This is a genomic window from Tateyamaria sp., assembly GCF_059783535.1.
In genome coordinates this window covers 1-15,812 of record NZ_JBYNDP010000093.1, presented here as the reverse complement: position 1 = coordinate 15,812, position 15,812 = coordinate 1, and the positions used below count along the sequence as shown (strand labels likewise).

Sequence of the window (15,812 nt, the reverse complement as noted above, 5' to 3'; positions counted from 1 at the left end):
GCCACATGAGTGTGACGGCCCCAACCACGGAATAACGCCGCATTTCGGGCATGGTGGCAGCGCCAAGGCCGTGGCCTTGTTCCGTGCTGTCGTCGCAGAAAATCGCGAGGTGTTCAGGGGCGTCGGCCATGCCGGACAACTTAAGCTGGCTGTAGCTGGCGGCCTGATCGCCGTCATACCCGGCGAGGGCCTGGGCGTTGGCGGCCTTGTAGTTTTCGTGCGCTGCGGCGCGCGCCATATCGCTTTGTACGCGGATGATGCGCCAGGGTTCGGACAGGCCCACCGAGGGGGCCAGCCGAAATGTGTCGAGGCAGCGCATCAGCACTGCCTCGTCCACGGGATCGGTGCGGAAGCGGCGCACATCACGCCGCCACGCCATCAGGTTCTGAAGCTGGTCGCGAAACTCATCTGGAAATGTGTCCACGGGCCAGACCCCTGATTACTCAGCTGTTTCTTCTGCAGCCGCTTCTTCAGCAGGTGCTTCTTCTGCAGGCGTTTCAGCAGCCTCGGCAGCCTTGGCGGCTTTCTCTTCTGCGCGCTCTTTGGCTTTGGCGCCGGGCTCACCCTTGTTGGGGTTGTTGCGCTCTTTTTTCTCGAGCACGCCTGCGGCTTCCAGCATACGGCTGATGCGGTCGGTGGGCTGTGCGCCCTCACCCAGCCAGTACTGAACGCGTTCCATGTTCATTTTCACGCGCTCTTCGCTGTCTTTGGGCAGCAGCGGGTTATAGGTGCCCAACTTTTCGATGTAGCGGCCATCGCGTGGCATGCGGCTGTCAGCAGCCACGATGCGGTAGAAGGGACGCTTTTTCGAGCCACCACGGGCAAGACGGATTTTCATGGCCATTGTTTGTTTCTCCTTTAATGGCGGTAGCAGACATGTGCCTGTTATTCTTGAGCTTTCTTATGGTGCTGAATGACTTCAGCGATGATGAAGTTCAGGAACTTCTTGGCGAATTCGGGGTCCAGATCGGCCCGGTTTGCCAAATCTTCGAGCCGAGCGATCTGCGCGGCTTCGCGCGTGGGATCGGAGGGCGGAAGGTCGTGTGTGGCCTTGAGTTTCCCCACGGCCTGCGTGTGTTTGAACCGCTCGCCCAAGGTGTAGACGAGGATGGCATCAAGTCGGTCGATGCTGGCGCGGTGTTCGGCCAGCACCTCGGCGGCGCGGGTGATTGCATCGGTCATGAGCGGTCCTTTCCCGGCCTAAAATGGCCGACAAACAGGGTGTCACCCCCGGTGCACCATCCGTACACCCCCTGTGCACCCCCACCGCGAAGGTGGTGTAAGGTTTCGTTAATCAAGTGCCCATCCTTTCGGCTTGAACATCGGGTCCGCGTAGTGGCCGATTTCCATTTCGATCCCATGCGCGAGTTGCGTACCATCAAGCGCTGCGGGCGAGGGATGGCGGTAGACGGCGTCGGAGCCGTCGATGGTTTGCGCCGTCTTGTCCTTGGTCGCACCAAGCCGCTCGGCCAGCCGGATGCTGTCGAGGTTCATCGGGTCGAGATAGCTGACTGCCCCGTCCCATCCGTTCGCGTAGTAGTGCGCGCGCACCGCATGGGTGGCTTCGAGCGCGTAACCCTTGCCCGCCTTGTCCGGCCAGATGATCCAGGCAATCTCGCGTTCCGGCCAGCCTGCTGGCTGCCAGCCACCCGCCATGCCGTAGGTGTCATCGCTGCCCTTGTCGTGGATCATCCACATGCCAAAGCCGCGGATGTCCCAGTGACCGATCTCGGCGGCGTAGAGCATCCACGCCTCGTACGGATTGAGCGGACCACCCATGAAGCGGGAGCGGTAGGAAGCGAAGGTGGCTTTGAAGTTCGGGTAATCCTCGGGCTGCGGGCCGCGCAGGACAAGGCGCTGTGTTTCGAGGGTGGGGATGGCGGTGTGGGACATCACATCACCTCCAGCAGATATCGATATATTAGCGTCGTTTCGCCGTCTTCGGTGATCTCACCGTCGGGCAAGCCGCCAAGGCGTTGGGCCAGTTTGATGGAGCGCGCGTTAGCCGGATCGATGTAGCTGACCAGTGTGGACCAGCCGAGTGTATCGAAAGCATGGGTGAGGGCGGCTTGGGCTGCTTCAAAACCGATGCCCATGCCCTCGACTTTTTCCGTCAGCATGAAGCCCAGTTCGGGTTCCTGATCGCCGGGCTCATAGCCAAGCACGACAAAGCCGGCGATGTCGCCCCCGTAGCCGATGGTCCACAGCCCGTGACCGTGCAGGAGCCAGGTGGACGTCATCTGGGAGAAGTCGAGCCACGCGTCTTCGCGGCTCATCGGGCCGCCGAGGTGCTTGCCCCGCTCGGTACAGGCGATTTGGGCATAGGTGTCGAAATCAGTGACGCGGGGGGCGCGCAGCAGCAGCCGATCTGTCGCAAGGGTTGGGAGGTGGCCTTGCAGCGCGATTGCAAACAAAGAGGCCGCGCCGGTGCGTGGGGTTTCGCAGGGAAAGGTCATGCGCACGCCTCCGGCCCCGGGTGGCGCCACACTTGCATGTCACCAAAACGCTCATGCGTGAAATCACGGTCGTAGCTTGCACCAAGCCGTTCGGCCACGCGGCGTGAGCCGTCGTTGCCCACGGCGATCAGGCTGATGAGCGTTGTCCAGCCAAGCGTGCCATAGGCATAGTCGCGCGCCGCGCGCCCGGCTTCGGTCGCGTAGCCTTTGCCTGTCGCACCGTCGAACAGATCCCAGCCCAGTTCCTGCTCTGGGAAGCCTTCTGGATGCCAGAGACCGACGATACCGACGGGTGCATTTGTCTCCTTCTCGACCACGGTCCAGCGGCCAAAGCCGCGCAGCACCCAATGTCCCGCTTCCAGCGCGAGCGAGCGCCAGCTGAGTTCACGGCTGAGCGGTCCACCGACAAAACTGGCGCGGGGGGATGCGTAGAAGGCCGCCAAAGCGTCAAAATCCGACAGGTTCGGCGCGCGCAGGACCAAGCGTTCGGTCTGGAGTTCGGGGGCGGAGAAGGTGACTGTCATGCCGCGGGTCTCGGGTGGCGGTAGACGTAAGCCTCTTTGCCCGGCTCTTCGGCTTTGTCATCGCGCACAGCGCCCAGACGTTCTGCTAGGGCCACCGATGCGTCGTTACCGTGGGCGATGTAGCTGACGATGGTGTCCCATTTTAGTTTGTGCCACGCATGGTTGATGCAAGCGGTTGCGGCTTCGAATGCGATGCCTTTGCCTTCATACTTGGCGTCGAAGAGGACCCAGCCGACTTCCTTTTCCGGCCATGTGTTCGGATACCAGTGGCCCACGATCCCGAGGGGCGTATCGTCATCGTGATAGGTCACAACAAACATGCCAAAGCCGTTCATCACCCAATGGCCGATTTCCGTGCAGAAGAAATCCCACCCACGGCGGTCATCCTTGGGCCCGCCTACGAACTGGGCACGGTCGGTCTTGTAGAACTCGATAAAGGTCGGCGCGTCCTGTGGTTGCGGGGCACGCAGGGTTAGTCGTTCGGTTCTGAGGGTCGGGGTGCCCGTGAGGGTGATCATGCGTCCCTCCGGTGACGGAAGACTGCCGTTTCCTCTGCCGTTTCGCCGTCGGGCAGGGGGGCATCCGGGTCATGGGTTGCGCCGAGTTTAGTTGCGAGCGCTTCGGAGCGGGTGTTGCCCGGCGTGATGTAGCTGACGACGCTTTGCGCGTCGGTGTTGGCCCAGTACCAGTCAAGGGCGGCGCGGGCCGCTTCGGTTGCAAACCCTTTGCCTTCCGCCGCGCCTGTCAGGGTCCAGCCGAGTTCCGGTTCGGGGAAACGGTCGGGATGCGAGATGCCGACATCGCCCACGAAGGCGCCGGTTGTGCGGTCGGTGATCATCCACACGCCAAAGCCGTCGAGCGGCCAGCTGGCAAGGTTCATGACAAAGAGCCGCCACGCGGCTGCGCGGTCAAAGGGGCCACCCATGAACACGGCGCGGTCCGAGGCGAGCATGTCCGCGAACGCGTCGAAATCATCGCGCCGCGCGCCGCGCAGGATCAGCCGGTCTGTGGTGACGGTCGGGATCATAGGCCCAGTTCCTCGACCGTTGCGCCGTCAAGGACGGGGCGGGTGAAGGTGCGGTCAAAGCTGACGATGCAGCCGGTGTCTTGCGCGTGTTTGTAGGCGCGTTGGCACTCACCGTCCTGCGCCATTTCGGTGCGATATGTTTCGTAGGCAGCCAGTGATGGGAACGAGAACATCGCCCACGCTTTGTTATTGGCCCCTTCGGAGGGCAGGAAATAGCCGTGATGCGTGCCGCCCATGCGGTTCACGAGGTGAATCCATGCTTTCGCGTAGACCTCGAACGCATCGACCTTTTGGGGGTCGATCACATATGTGATCAGGGCGGTTATCATTTCTTCTTGCCGAACCCGCTCAGGCCAGGGGGCAGGGGCATACCGCCGCCAAGGCCCGGCAGACCGCCGGGCATCTTGCCGCCAAGCTGTTTGGCTGCGGCTTCAAGCTGGGCCTGATCCATGTTGCCCATGTCGGGCATGCCGCCTTTGCCCATCATGGCCTGCATGGCTTTCTTCATCATGCCGCCTTTGCCCTTGCCGAGCTTTTTCATCATGTCCGACATCTGGCGGTGCATCTTGAGCAGCTTGTTGAGGTCAGAAACCTGCATGCCCGAGCCTGCGGCGATGCGCTTCTTGCGGCTGGCCTGCAGGATTTGCGGCGCGGCGCGCTCTTTCTTGGTCATGGACTGGATCATGGCGATCTGCTGCTTGAGGATCTTGTCGTCGAAGCCCGCGTCCTGCACCTGTTTGGCCATTTTACCCATGCCGGGCATCATGCCCATCATGCCTTCCATGCCGCCCATCTTGATCATCTGTTCAAGCTGCATCTTTAGGTCGTTCATGTTGAACTGACCCTTGGCCATGCGCTTCATCATCTTCTCGGCCTGTTCGGCCTCGATGGTTTCCTGCGCCTTTTCGACAAGGCTGACGATGTCGCCCATGCCGAGGATGCGGCCCGCGATGCGTTCCGGCTCGAAGGTTTCGAGCGCGTCCATCTTTTCGCCCAGGCCCACGAACTTGATGGGCTTGCCGGTGACAGCGCGCATCGACAGGGCGGCACCGCCGCGGCCGTCGCCGTCCATCCGGGTCAGAACCACGCCCGAGATGCCGATGCGGTCGTCAAAGTTTTGTGCCGTGTTCACCGCGTCCTGACCGGTCAGACCGTCCACCACGAGGATTGTTTCGCGCGGGGTCGCCACGTCGCGGACTTGTTCGACCTGTGTCATCAACTCTTCGTCGATGGAGAGGCGACCGGCGGTGTCGAGCATGTAGACGTCGTAGCCGCCCATGCTGGCTTGGGTCTTCGCTCGTTTGGCGATGGCAACGGGGTCTTCGCCCTTTACAATTGGCAACGTGTCGACGCCAATCTGCGCGCCAAGAATGGCGAGCTGTTCCATGGCCGCGGGGCGGTTCACGTCGAGCGAGGCCATCAGCACGCGCTTGCCATCGCGTTCGGTCAGGCGTTTTGCCAGCTTGGCAGTCGTCGTGGTCTTACCGCCACCTTGCAGGCCGACCATCAGGATCGGGGCAGGGGGGCTGTCGATTTTCAGAGCGCCGGGCTCGCCTTCGCCTTTGAGCGTGTCGACCAGCGCGTCGTGCACGATCTTGACGACCTGTTGGCCGGGAGTGACGGATTTGGTAACGGCTTGACCGGTCGCCTGTTCCTGCACCGCTTTGACGAAGTCGCGTGCCACGGGCAGCGATACGTCTGCCTCCAACAGGGCCACACGAACCTCGCGCAGGGCGGTTTTAACGTCTTCTTCGCTCAGCGCGCCCTGTTTGGTCAGCCGGTCGAAGACACCGGAGAGGCGTTCGGAGAGATTTTCAAACATGGGCCTTCATCCTTTCGACCGTTGACGTTTGCCTGACAGGTAAGTGCAGGCGGTGCAGACCCCAAGGAAATGATCCAAACGAAAAGCACCCCCGTGGGCGCAACGCGCTGACGGAGGGCGATCCCGGGACATCCCAAGGGACCGGAAGTTTGATGCTTCCGGGTTGATGGCGGGCCTATGTCACAGTTGAACGTGAGTCAAGGCTTGTAGCGCGACGCAGGTGGAACGTCTGGTCACCAGCAGACGCAGCGCTAACTCGCTGTGTTTGTGCGATCGGTTGTTTCTGGCACATTCCTGATTTCAGCGCGTGTTTGCCCTTTAGGAGCCTGCGAGCACGAGAATTTGTGACCGCAGGCCCCGAGGACGACACCGCCACCTTTCGAGTTGCATCTACAGATCAGGCCGCGCTGCCCTTCACAACGTCAGGCATACCGTCTGCACCACCAACGGCCGACAGGGCCACGACCGGGTTCCAGTAGTCACGGTATTCGACAATCTTCCCGTTCCGGACCCGGATCACGTTGATGTATCTCTGATCATAGGGCAGGCCCGTTTTCCGTCCCGTACTGTTCCGCGCTTCGAATTCCAGGATCACGACCTCGGGGTCAGTGGTGCGATAAAGTGCGGTCTCTGCTAACTCCTGAATGTCGTAGTGTTCGCGCACCACGGGCAGGTAATCGGCGATGGCAGCGCGGCCATGCAGGAAATTGGACCCGGCGGGTGCATATGGCGCCTCAAAGACAACGTCATTGGCGCACATTTCGGGGAAGCTGTCAGCGGGGTCGAGAAGGTCACCCAGGCTGTCTTGCAGCAATGTGGTCAATGCAGGCAATGGATCGGCGTTCGGCATTGGAATGCTCCTTTTTCATGGTGCTCTGAAGCGGAAGATGGGAAGTTTACGTCGGAACGCAACCGTTTCGACGTAAAAATCAACTGTGGTTAGGCCTTGATGCATTGGAGAGCCACCACTTCGGCCACACACTTGAATGTGGTTGTGCCAGCCTTTTCAGTATCTCTCGTATGGATGGAACGTTAACGTGTCGTCGCAATACAAGCAGGATACGGATGGAACACCGACGCACTGACCATAAAGCGCGAAGACCATCCGGCGCAGCGCTGCAAAGGCCTGAACTTACCCAAGCTCTCTATCGCGCCTTCTTTGATGAATGGGCCGAGCGCGGTTACGCTGCACTGAGCTTGGAACGTGTCGCCAAGAAAGCAGGGGCGGGCAAAGCTGCAATCTATCGGCGGTGGTCCTCGAAGCGCGAATTTGCTTATGAGGCGATTGAATACGTCGCTTTGGCGGTGACGCCCATTTCTGATGAGGGCAGCCTTGAAGCAGATATTGTCGCCTTCCTGCGCGCTCTCAGGGCCGTCTTTCGCCATCCGAAGATGCGGCGCATACTACCGGACCTGTTGGCCGAGCGGGCGCGGTCGGACGAATTGGCGCCGTTGCTCGACACAATTGCGATGGCGCGCCGTGGTAGGGCCGGAGACTTGCTTGATCGGGCGATCGCCCGAGATGAACTGCCTGCCGATCTCGACCGCGAGCTCGCCCTGGACCTGCTTCCCTCGCCCCTTTACTGGCGTATGATCGTGACCCAGAGGCGGGTGTCCTTGGCTGAGTTGCGCCGACAAGCTGACGTCCTTGTGGTGGCTTTGAAGGCGGCTGTTTAGCACGAAATGAGTGATCTGCTCATTGTACCATTTGTGGCATCGGTCACAGTGGTTGGTTCCGAGAGAGCGCGACTGTCCTTGCGGAGGTTGGGTGCTGACTCTGAATGTACTGATTGCCTACAGTGGCCGAGGTGCAGCGAGATTGGTGGATGCCCCCGAGACCGCGACATTCTGTGCGGGTTATCCGTTCTGTGCCATTGGACTGATGGCGGGCCAGCTATTGCGAAGTTTGCTCCAATGCGTCGCTCTCAATTTCCAAGACATAGCCGAAGCCGCGGACATTCCGCAGAACCACATCCTTTGTGGCGCTCTGCAGCTTGCGGCGCAGATACAGAATGTAGACCTCGACAACATTGGTTTGAGGATCAAAGTCGTACCCCCACACAGCGTTGAGAAGTTCCATCCGGTCGACAGGACGATCCGTGTGCTGCATCAGGTGCGCCAGCAGGGAAAACTCTGTCGCGGTTAGCTCAATCGGCACGTCGTCAACCGTGACTTTCTTGCGGGCACGGTCAAGACGCAACGGGCCAATGCGAAGTTCTTCTTCCGGAGCACCGGCGTTGCGGTCCGCCCGCCGTAACAGGGTTTCGACACGCATGGCCATTTCCGCGAAGGCAAAGGGTTTGGTCAGATAGTCATCGGCACCCGCTTCGAGGCCTTCGAGCTTGTCCTCTAGCGCGTCCTGCGCAGTGATCATGAATACAAGGACGTCATCACCCGCCTGACGCAATGAACGGCAAAGTTCTGCCCCCTCTGCGTCGGGCAACAGCCGGTCGAGTATGACAAGGGAATAATCGCCGTTCGCTAGAAGTTGTACAAATTCCGCACCAGAGTGCGTTACATCGACGATATGCCCGCGCCGACGCAAGGTGTCGGCAATCATCTCGCTGATCTCCGGATCGTCCTCAACGACCAGAATGCGTGCGTTGCTCACGATGTTGTCCCTGCTGAATTCATACCTTCCGTATCAAACGGCATGTCCAATCGCACCGTCGCGCCACCCTGGCTGTGGTTTTCGATGCTGATTGTACCGCCATGCTGCTCCATGATCCAACGTGCAATGGCCAGACCCAGCCCGCTGCCGCGTGCTGACTTGCCACTGCGCACCGGTCCGCGCCAGAAACGGCTGAATGCGTGTTCGGTTTCTTCGACAAAAAATCCAGGTCCGTGATCGGATACCCTCACCACGGCCTGGTCTTCTTCGCAGGTCAAATCCACGTGCACCACACTTCCTGGAGGTGCGATGCGAACGGCGTTGTCCAACGGAATAAGAATGGCCTGCCGCAACCTCTCGGCATCGCCCTGAACAACCACCGGCTCGGTGGGTTGATGCGGGCGGATGGCGATATCCTTGCGGCGGGACAGTTCCTGGCTGTCGAGCAGAGTGTCGGCCAGAACGTCCTGCATGTTGATACGCTGCTTTTCGATGGGGATGGCCCCCGCTTCGCTGCGAGCTACGAACAACATGTCTTCGACCAGACGGCTCATCTGTTCGGCCTTGACCCGGACGCGTTCCAGTGCCGCACGCATGTCTTTGGCCGTCGCGTCCGGGTCGCTGAGCGCTATCTCGGCCTTGCCGCGCACAACGGTCAGGGGGGTACGCAGTTCGTGGCTCAGATCTGCCAGGACGCGCGCGCGCCCTTCTGCCAGGTCCTTTTGCCGCGCTGCGGCTTCTTCAAGTTCTATCGTGCGGGTCGCAACTTCTGCCTCCAGACCGGACTTTGCGGACAGCAGGGCATTCCGCTGCTGTGCGATCTTGTCTGTCATGGCGTTGAATTGATCGGCCAAGCGACCAAGCTCGTCCCTTTGCGTGATTTCGACGCGGTAGCTGAGGTCGCCATTTGCCACCGCATCTGTGCCTTTTGACAGGGCATCGACCGGGCGCAGAACGCTTCGAAAGAAGAAGACACCAAGCACAACGACGAGGAGAGCCATGACGGTAACGAGGCCATAGGCAGCGGCGCGCATGCGTTCGATCAAGACGTCCATGGACGCGATTGCGCCGCTGACCTCTTGGATTTCCCGCGTGACGCTTGCCGTCAGCAAGTGATCGAGCGCATCATCCAGACGGCTCTCGAAATCGTCACGATAGATCCGTCGGGCGGTTTCCTCGTCCCGATTGACCAGAGCGACACCGATCTGAATACGCATCTCTTCGATTTCTTCGACGATTCCACGCAATTTGGCCATGACCCGCAGCTCTTCTCGCTCATCGACGATTTCTTCAAAGTCTCGAATGCGCAGAAGTACATCGATCTCGGCATGGATGGAGTCTTCCATAGTCTGGATCGCACCAAGCAGGACGTCGCGCGCGGCTTCTACCTCCAACACTTCCGGACCAAGGATCAGGAGTTCGGCAATCTGTTCTGAGTAGTCGTTTGCCGCACTCTCCATGGTCTTGACGGCCAGAGTCTGATCGTACGATGCGCGCATCTCTCGCAAGGCCGCGTCGTTGATGCGCAAAAAGGCGAGAAGGCTGAGCGCAACGATTCCCGTCAACAGAACGACCAATGCGAGGCTCAGGACGATCTTTGTCCCGAACCTCATGTTCAATGTGCGTTCGCGGTCGGTCAGAAATTCACCGGAGGCTGCGTCTGAGGGGCTGGTTTGGGTCAACATACCCCTAAAATACGGCCAAAAGCCGCCAAAACCACCGCCTTCCGCGGTCTCTTAGTGAATTCTAATTTTACGAGGCGGCTGGGGGCGCCTAGCTATCTCTGTAAAGGTTTTGTGACGCGAGATGCAGCGAATATCGCGCTTAGAAGGACATTTGCGCGACCAGGTCTTTGGCTGCAGGTGGGGTGTAACCCTATGGTTTTTTGGAAGGATTTCGGAATGCCGCGAACAATCACATCTTCGTCGAAACGCGCACCGCGTATCATGCTGTATTCGCATGATACGCTGGGCTACGGGCATCTTCGCCGCAACTTGTTGATTGCAAGCGCACTGTCGGACCTTGAATTGGAACCCGAGATTCTGTTGATCGGTGGGATGCGAGAAGCGGGTGCTTTTGCCCTTCCGCCGCACACCGATTGCGTGACGCTTCCCGCCTACGCCAAGCAGAGCGATGGCAGCTACCGGCCGCGAGAGCTGGGCGACGATGTTGGGCGGCTTGCCCGGATGCGCAGCCGTATCATCAAGAGCGTTGCTGCGGGTTTTGATCCGGATCTGATGATTGTCGACAACGTTCCGCGCGGTGCGCAATTCGAGTTGGACAGCACCCTGGCAGCCTTGTCGCGCGAGGGGCGCTGCCGCATCGTCTTGGGCTTGCGCGACGTAATTGACGATAGTCGTGTGGTGCGTCGTCAGTGGTTGCGGCAGCGCAATTTTGAGACTGTGCGCAAGTTCTATGACCAGGTCTGGATCTATGGCGACCCGCAGCTCTACGATATCCTGAACGATTGTGGCATGGGCGAAAGGTTCGCTGGGCGCGCGCGCTATCTTGGCCTTCTCGATCCTTCTGGGCGCCGCGAAACCAAGCAGGCGGCAATTGATCGAGACACGATCGCCGGTAGCGACCCGCGTCCTTACGTTTTCTGCGCAGTGGGTGGTGGACGCGATGGTGCCGAATTGTGCGAAGCGTTTGTCCGAGCGCCGATGCCGCCCGGGCATCGTGGTGTCCTCGTGACCGGGACACAAATGCCAGAGACACTTCGCAATGGCGTTCTGCAACATGCGGCGGCGCGTGATGACATGACGGTCCTGCCATTTGTGCGTGAGCCCATCGCCGCGATGGCGGGAGCGGCCCGCCTGGTCGGCATGGGTGGTTACAACACCACGATGGAGTTTCTGACACTCGATGCGCCATCCCTGATCGTCCCGCGCTGCACGCCACGGCGAGAGCAGGTGATGCGCACCGCACGGCTGGCAGCGCGTGGTCTGGTTTCGATGCTCCTGCCCGAGGACCTGTCTCCGACATCCCTTGGCGAGTGGCTCGTTCATCCTGCGCCACAGCGCGGAGCAAACCCAGACATGAACGGACTGATCAGGATCCAGGAAATGGCCCAAGCGATATTGACCGATGAACCAACGGATGCAGCCATCCAGCGCAACCACAAACCCGGACCAGAGCGGTTTGTCTCGGCTGCCTGAAGCCACAACCTCGGAGAAAGGATCAATGCCATGTCATCGACATCGAACTATCCGCCCACGTCACGCGTCGGATATGTGCTGAAACGCTATCCGCGGTATTCTGAAACCTTCATCGTGAATGAAATTCTTGCGCATGAAGCTGTCGGGCAAGAGATCGAAATCTTCGCTCTACGTCCTGTCGAGGAAACCCATTTTCAGGATCAGCTGGGTCGGGTGCGCGCGCCAGTGACCCGCTTGCGCGACAAGTTTTCGGGACCGGAACCGTTCTGGCAGCGTCTGGCTGCGGCCTGCGAGGAGCGGCCCGCCGCGTTGAATGTATTGTCCGAGATCGACGGGATTGTATCGGGTCAGGATGTTGCGCAAGCGCTTGATTTGGCGGTTGAGGTCCAGCGGCGCGGTGTCACGCATCTGCATGCGCACTTCGGAACTGTCGCAACTTCGGTTGCGCGGCTGGCTGCTGCGATGGCCGGGATCGGGTATTCGTTCACTGCCCATGCAAAGGACATATACCACGAATACAGTGCCCCTCAGCATCTCGACCTCAAGTTCAGGGATGCGGACATGGCGGTTACGGTGTCCGATTATAACCTCAGATATCTGAGGGACACCTTTGGCGCGCCCCGCGCGGTGCGGGTATATAACGGCCTGGATCTTGGTCGCTTCTCCTGGACAGCGCCCGTACCGCAGACGCAGGAAATCCTCGCCGTTGGACGACTGGTTGAGAAGAAGGGGTTCCATGTTCTGGTCGAGGCGCTGCGCATCATGCGCAGTGAGGGCCGTGACGTGACCTGCCGCATCGTGGGTGCTGGTGATGAAGAAGAACACCTGCGTGCCCAGATCGCAGAATCCAATTTGGCGGACTGCGTGCAGCTTGAGGGCCCGCGTCCCCAGGCCGGGGTGATCAACTTGATGCGCAATGCTGCAGTTCTGGCATGCCCTTGCGTGGTTGGCTCTGATGGCAATCGTGATGGATTGCCTACCGTTCTACTTGAGGCGATGGCGGTGGGGTTGCCGGTTATCTCTACCGATGTCGTCGGCATTCCGGAACTTGTGCGCGATGGTGAAACCGGGCTTATGGTGGCCGAGGGCGATCCCGAAGCGCTTGCCGCTGCTTTGGCGCGCATGCTTGATGATGTAGGCCTGCGCCAAACCTTGTCGCAGCGTGCCCGCAGGTTGATTGAGAGCGATTTCGACATTGCCAACAGCGCCGGTGCCTTGCGCGCGATCTTTGCCAAGTCGATCGAACGGCGGAACCGTAAGAAGGTGGCGTGATGCACATTGCCTATGTCTGCACCGATCCCGGTATCCCGGTCTGGGGCGCCAAGGGCGCGTCGATCCACGTTCAAGAAATGCTGCGTGCGTTTATGAAGAGGGGCGCCAGTATCACGCTTTTGACGCCACGGGCCGAAGGCGCGCCGCCGTCTGATCTGGCTGACATTGAGCTGCATCCTCTGCCGCTGGCGCCAAAAGGGGACGCCGAGAGCCGGGCGCGTGCGCTTTTGGCCACAAACGACACGTTGGCCGACGCGCTAGACAGGTTGCAGCCTGACCTTGTGTACGAACGGCATGCGCTGATGTCTTGCGCAGCCATGGAGTGGGCCGCGCGAAATGACCGGCCCGGGGTGTTGGAGGTCAATGCCCCTCTCATCGCCGAACAAGCGACGCATCGGCAATTGGCCCTGCCAGATCAAGCGGAAGCTGTGGCCCGGCGGTCCATACAAGCGGCCCGGTTGTCATGTGCGGTCACGGAACCTGTCGCGCAATATGTGCGGGATTTGGGTGGCACGGGTGTGATCGTCGTGCCGAACGCCGTGAATCCTACACGCTTTCCTGCGCCAAGGCCCCGGCCAGAACGACCATTTACGGTGGGTTTCCTGGGGTCGATGAAGCCGTGGCATGGCTTGAGCACTCTGGTTGCTGCCTTCGCTCAGCTTCGGCACGTCGTGCCGGATGCAAGGTTGCTGATTGTTGGGGACGGTCCGGAGCGGGCGCAGATCGAGGTGCAAGTCAGGGAGTATGGTCTGTCAGGTGCAACAGAGATCACGAGGCTGTTGCCGGCCGCAGATGTGCCCTCGGCGCTGGCGAAGATGGACGTCGGGACCGCACCCTATCACGCGATGGAGGATTTCTATTTCTCGCCTCTCAAAATCTACGAATACATGGCTGCCGCGTTGCCGGTTGTCACCACTCACACGGGCGATCTGGCGCTACTTGTGGCCGACAATGAAACCGGTCTGATAACGCCACCAGGGGATGCCTATGGGTTGACCCAAGCTCTGGCCCAGTTGGCGGCCGATTTGCCTTGGGCGCAATCCATGGGCAAGGCTGCGCGTGCCCATGTTCTGGCGCACCACACATGGGATGCCACCGCGGATCATGTCCTGACACGTGCGCTGGATGGCAATGCGCGGGCCGCATGAGCGAAGCACCTGAAACTTCGGAAGCGGGCCTCGGGCTTGGTGCCGTATTGCGGCGGTTTCGCCCCTATATGCGCGGTCATGTGTTGGCTCTGTGCGGTGCGGTCTGTGCGCTTGTCCTGTCGACCTTGATGCGGTTGGCCGAACCCTGGCCGCTCAAATTTGTGATTGATGCCGTTGTCCCCGTGCCAGATGCTGGCGCACCAGCGGCCGCATTGATCGATCCGATGCTGCTGCTTGCGCTGTGTGCCGGAGGGCTGTTGCTTGCTGTTCTTCTGCGAGCGGGTTTTCATTATCTCGCGACGATTGTCTTCGCGGTGGTGGGCAATCGAATGCTGACGCGCCTGCGTGCGGACCTTTTCCAGCATCTTCAGTCGTTGTCCATCGGATTTCACGCCAAGTCGCGCACTGGCGATCTGACCATCCGGTTGGTGAGTGATGTGGGCATGCTGAAGGATGCCCTGGTCACAGCAGCCATGCCGCTTCTGGCAAATGTTCTGATCTTTGGCGGTATGGTTGGCGTCATGCTCTGGCTCGACTGGCGTCTGGCCCTTGTTGCACTGGCCCCGCTACCCTTGCTGTGGGTCCTGTCGCGAGTGCTGACGGTCCGCATTCGCAAAGTCAGCCGTACGCAACGCAAGCGGCAAGGTGCCTTGGCTGCCACCTCGTCCGAGGCGTTGGCAGGAATCGCATCCGTGCAGACGCTTGGGCTGGAAGAGCACATGAACAAAGCGTTTTCGGGGGCGAACGACAAGGAAATGCGCGAGGGCGTCAAAGGGGCGCGTCTGACTGCAAGGTTGGAGCGGTCGGTCGATGTGCTGGCTGGGTTGGGCCTTGTCGGCGTGCTGTATTACGGGACTTTGCAGGTGCTTGATGCGCGGATCACACCGGGGGATCTGTTGATCTTTGTCAGTTACCTCAAGCACACTTTTCGACCCGTCCGCGGCTACGCGAAATACGCCGCCCGGCTGGCAAAGGCCTTGGCCGCGGCCGAGCGGGTTGTCGACCTGCTGGATCGCGAAGACGCCGTGCGCGACAGGCCCGGCGCGCGCACCGCTCCGTCTAATGGAGGCGGCAAGCTAAGTTTCGAAAAGGTGCATTTTGCTCACCAAGGTGGCGCAAAGATTTTCAACGGGCTTGATCTGACCGTCAACGAAGGGGAGCGCGTCGCGGTGATCGGTCCGTCAGGGGCGGGCAAGTCAACGCTTGCCGCGCTGGCTTTGCGTCTTCACGACGTGCAGGACGGGCGTATCACGCTCGACAGTACAGACATTCGTGATCTCACCCTGCAATCATTGCGATCCAGGGTCGCGTTTGTGCCGCAGGAGCCCTTGATCATGTCCGGCACAGTCCGGGAGAATCTTTCTCTTGGCCTTGATCGCGACCCAAGTGACCAAGAGCTTGAAGATGCCACGCGCCGCGCTGTTCTGCATGATTTCATCATGTCGTTGCCCGATGGTTACGACACGATGCTGGCCGAGCGCGGGGCGACGCTTTCGGGTGGGCAGCGGCAGCGCCTTTCACTCGCGCGGGCCTTCTTGCGCCGCACCCCGGTTCTGATCCTTGATGAACCGACCACAGGGTTGGATCGTGAAAGCGCAGCGTCGGTGATCGCAGCCATTGATGCGGTATCTGAAGAGCGCACAACGCTGTTGATCACCCATGACCTCATACTCGCATCGCGGTTTGACCGCATCGCGACAATCTCTGGAGGCGGAGTGGCCGAAACCGGGGACGCATCTGCGTTGCGCGCGGCGGGCGGTTGGCTGGCCGCTGCCGAGGCTTGCTAGTCCGGAG

18 protein-coding genes are annotated in these 15,812 nt (G+C 60.4%); 5 read left to right on the top strand and 13 right to left on the bottom strand.

Going from position 1 to position 15,812, the window contains the following annotated elements; all coding sequences use genetic code 11:
- The 11 genes from bluB to AC6RA8_RS16010 form a co-directional block, all read right to left on the bottom strand.
- Nucleotides 1-379: 5,6-dimethylbenzimidazole synthase (bluB, locus tag AC6RA8_RS16060; protein WP_500353911.1), on the bottom strand; the 379-nt coding region annotated here is incomplete at its 3' end.
- 60 nt (nucleotides 380-439) lie between these two features.
- The gene (gene rpsP / locus AC6RA8_RS16055) at nucleotides 440-844 is read right to left on the bottom strand and encodes a 30S ribosomal protein S16 (protein WP_500353909.1); all 405 of its coding nucleotides are present in this window, start codon (nucleotides 842-844) and stop codon (nucleotides 440-442) included.
- Between the two features lie 41 nt (nucleotides 845-885).
- Complete coding sequence (locus AC6RA8_RS16050) at nucleotides 886-1,182, bottom strand: chorismate mutase (protein ID WP_500353907.1); 297 nt, start codon at nucleotides 1,180-1,182, stop codon at nucleotides 886-888.
- 108 nt (nucleotides 1,183-1,290) lie between these two features.
- Nucleotides 1,291-1,893: a GNAT family N-acetyltransferase gene (locus AC6RA8_RS16045; protein WP_500353905.1), complete on the bottom strand. Its 603-nt coding sequence runs from the start codon at nucleotides 1,891-1,893 to the stop codon at nucleotides 1,291-1,293.
- On the bottom strand, nucleotides 1,893-2,456 hold the full coding sequence (locus AC6RA8_RS16040; RefSeq protein ID WP_500353904.1) for a GNAT family N-acetyltransferase: 564 nt from the start codon (nucleotides 2,454-2,456) through the stop codon (nucleotides 1,893-1,895). Before AC6RA8_RS16040 ends, AC6RA8_RS16045 begins: the two co-directional genes overlap by 1 nt.
- Nucleotides 2,453-2,980, bottom strand: coding sequence for a GNAT family N-acetyltransferase (locus AC6RA8_RS16035; protein WP_500353902.1), 528 nt, complete (start codon nucleotides 2,978-2,980; stop codon nucleotides 2,453-2,455). Before AC6RA8_RS16035 ends, AC6RA8_RS16040 begins: the two co-directional genes overlap by 4 nt.
- A complete protein-coding gene (locus tag AC6RA8_RS16030) occupies nucleotides 2,977-3,498 on the bottom strand; it encodes a GNAT family N-acetyltransferase (RefSeq protein ID WP_500353900.1) in 522 nt (173 codons plus the stop codon). Before AC6RA8_RS16030 ends, AC6RA8_RS16035 begins: the two co-directional genes overlap by 4 nt.
- Entirely contained in the window at nucleotides 3,495-4,007 is a 513-nt protein-coding gene (locus AC6RA8_RS16025; protein WP_500353899.1) for a GNAT family N-acetyltransferase, read from the bottom strand. Before AC6RA8_RS16025 ends, AC6RA8_RS16030 begins: the two co-directional genes overlap by 4 nt.
- Nucleotides 4,004-4,336 carry an NIPSNAP family protein gene (locus AC6RA8_RS16020; protein WP_500353897.1) on the bottom strand — a complete coding sequence of 111 codons (333 nt, stop codon included), beginning with the start codon at nucleotides 4,334-4,336 and terminating at the stop codon, nucleotides 4,004-4,006. Before AC6RA8_RS16020 ends, AC6RA8_RS16025 begins: the two co-directional genes overlap by 4 nt.
- Complete coding sequence (ffh, locus tag AC6RA8_RS16015) at nucleotides 4,333-5,829, bottom strand: signal recognition particle protein (RefSeq protein ID WP_500353895.1); 1,497 nt, start codon at nucleotides 5,827-5,829, stop codon at nucleotides 4,333-4,335. The genes AC6RA8_RS16020 and ffh overlap by 4 nt, the downstream gene beginning before the upstream one ends.
- Before the next feature lie 397 nt (nucleotides 5,830-6,226).
- Nucleotides 6,227-6,679, bottom strand: a complete 453-nt coding sequence (locus AC6RA8_RS16010) for a nuclear transport factor 2 family protein (protein WP_500353893.1) — start codon at nucleotides 6,677-6,679, stop codon at nucleotides 6,227-6,229.
- Nucleotides 6,680-6,894: 215 nt separating this feature from the next.
- Here AC6RA8_RS16010 and AC6RA8_RS16005 point away from each other — a divergent pair, with 215 nt between their 5' ends.
- Entirely contained in the window at nucleotides 6,895-7,506 is a 612-nt protein-coding gene (locus AC6RA8_RS16005) for a TetR-like C-terminal domain-containing protein (protein ID WP_500353891.1), read from the top strand.
- 217 nt (nucleotides 7,507-7,723) lie between these two features.
- Here AC6RA8_RS16005 and AC6RA8_RS16000 read toward each other — a convergent pair whose 3' ends face one another.
- Entirely contained in the window at nucleotides 7,724-8,440 is a 717-nt protein-coding gene (locus AC6RA8_RS16000; protein WP_500353889.1) for a response regulator transcription factor, read from the bottom strand.
- Entirely contained in the window at nucleotides 8,437-10,125 is a 1,689-nt protein-coding gene (locus AC6RA8_RS15995) for a sensor histidine kinase (RefSeq protein WP_500353888.1), read from the bottom strand. The genes AC6RA8_RS16000 and AC6RA8_RS15995 overlap by 4 nt, the downstream gene beginning before the upstream one ends.
- Nucleotides 10,126-10,341: 216 nt before the next feature.
- Here AC6RA8_RS15995 and AC6RA8_RS15990 point away from each other — a divergent pair, with 216 nt between their 5' ends.
- The 4 genes from AC6RA8_RS15990 to AC6RA8_RS15975 are packed head-to-tail and all read left to right on the top strand — an operon-like array spanning nucleotide 10,342 to nucleotide 15,805.
- The gene (locus tag AC6RA8_RS15990; protein ID WP_500353886.1) at nucleotides 10,342-11,598 is read left to right on the top strand and encodes a glycosyltransferase family protein; all 1,257 of its coding nucleotides are present in this window, start codon (nucleotides 10,342-10,344) and stop codon (nucleotides 11,596-11,598) included.
- A gap of 30 nt (nucleotides 11,599-11,628) precedes the next feature.
- The gene (locus tag AC6RA8_RS15985; protein WP_500353884.1) at nucleotides 11,629-12,870 is read left to right on the top strand and encodes a glycosyltransferase; all 1,242 of its coding nucleotides are present in this window, start codon (nucleotides 11,629-11,631) and stop codon (nucleotides 12,868-12,870) included.
- Nucleotides 12,870-14,018, top strand: a complete 1,149-nt coding sequence (locus AC6RA8_RS15980) for a glycosyltransferase family 4 protein (protein ID WP_500353883.1) — start codon at nucleotides 12,870-12,872, stop codon at nucleotides 14,016-14,018. The genes AC6RA8_RS15985 and AC6RA8_RS15980 overlap by 1 nt, the downstream gene beginning before the upstream one ends.
- Nucleotides 14,015-15,805, top strand: coding sequence for an ABC transporter ATP-binding protein (locus AC6RA8_RS15975; protein WP_500353881.1), 1,791 nt, complete (start codon nucleotides 14,015-14,017; stop codon nucleotides 15,803-15,805). The genes AC6RA8_RS15980 and AC6RA8_RS15975 overlap by 4 nt, the downstream gene beginning before the upstream one ends.
- Nucleotides 15,806-15,812 lie beyond the last annotated feature (7 nt).

What these genes read in the sequence shown, in the direction of transcription:
- rpsP (WP_500353909.1), bottom strand. Translation starts at nt 844, where the DNA reads ATGGCCATGAAAATCCGTCTTGCCCGTGGTGGCTCGAAAAAGCGTCCC.
- AC6RA8_RS16050 (WP_500353907.1), bottom strand. Translation starts at nt 1,182, where the DNA reads ATGACCGATGCAATCACCCGCGCCGCCGAGGTGCTGGCCGAACACCGC.
- AC6RA8_RS16045 (WP_500353905.1), bottom strand. Translation starts at nt 1,893, where the DNA reads ATGTCCCACACCGCCATCCCCACCCTCGAAACACAGCGCCTTGTCCTG.
- AC6RA8_RS16040 (WP_500353904.1), bottom strand. Translation starts at nt 2,456, where the DNA reads ATGACCTTTCCCTGCGAAACCCCACGCACCGGCGCGGCCTCTTTGTTT.
- AC6RA8_RS16035 (WP_500353902.1), bottom strand. Translation starts at nt 2,980, where the DNA reads ATGACAGTCACCTTCTCCGCCCCCGAACTCCAGACCGAACGCTTGGTC.
- AC6RA8_RS16030 (WP_500353900.1), bottom strand. Translation starts at nt 3,498, where the DNA reads ATGATCACCCTCACGGGCACCCCGACCCTCAGAACCGAACGACTAACC.
- AC6RA8_RS16025 (WP_500353899.1), bottom strand. Translation starts at nt 4,007, where the DNA reads ATGATCCCGACCGTCACCACAGACCGGCTGATCCTGCGCGGCGCGCGG.
- AC6RA8_RS16020 (WP_500353897.1), bottom strand. Translation starts at nt 4,336, where the DNA reads ATGATAACCGCCCTGATCACATATGTGATCGACCCCCAAAAGGTCGAT.
- ffh (WP_500353895.1), bottom strand. Translation starts at nt 5,829, where the DNA reads ATGTTTGAAAATCTCTCCGAACGCCTCTCCGGTGTCTTCGACCGGCTG.
- AC6RA8_RS16010 (WP_500353893.1), bottom strand. Translation starts at nt 6,679, where the DNA reads ATGCCGAACGCCGATCCATTGCCTGCATTGACCACATTGCTGCAAGAC.
- AC6RA8_RS16005 (WP_500353891.1), top strand. Translation starts at nt 6,895, where the DNA reads ATGGAACACCGACGCACTGACCATAAAGCGCGAAGACCATCCGGCGCA.
- AC6RA8_RS15995 (WP_500353888.1), bottom strand. Translation starts at nt 10,125, where the DNA reads ATGTTGACCCAAACCAGCCCCTCAGACGCAGCCTCCGGTGAATTTCTG.
- AC6RA8_RS15990 (WP_500353886.1), top strand. Translation starts at nt 10,342, where the DNA reads ATGCCGCGAACAATCACATCTTCGTCGAAACGCGCACCGCGTATCATG.
- AC6RA8_RS15985 (WP_500353884.1), top strand. Translation starts at nt 11,629, where the DNA reads ATGTCATCGACATCGAACTATCCGCCCACGTCACGCGTCGGATATGTG.
- AC6RA8_RS15980 (WP_500353883.1), top strand. Translation starts at nt 12,870, where the DNA reads ATGCACATTGCCTATGTCTGCACCGATCCCGGTATCCCGGTCTGGGGC.
- AC6RA8_RS15975 (WP_500353881.1), top strand. Translation starts at nt 14,015, where the DNA reads ATGAGCGAAGCACCTGAAACTTCGGAAGCGGGCCTCGGGCTTGGTGCC.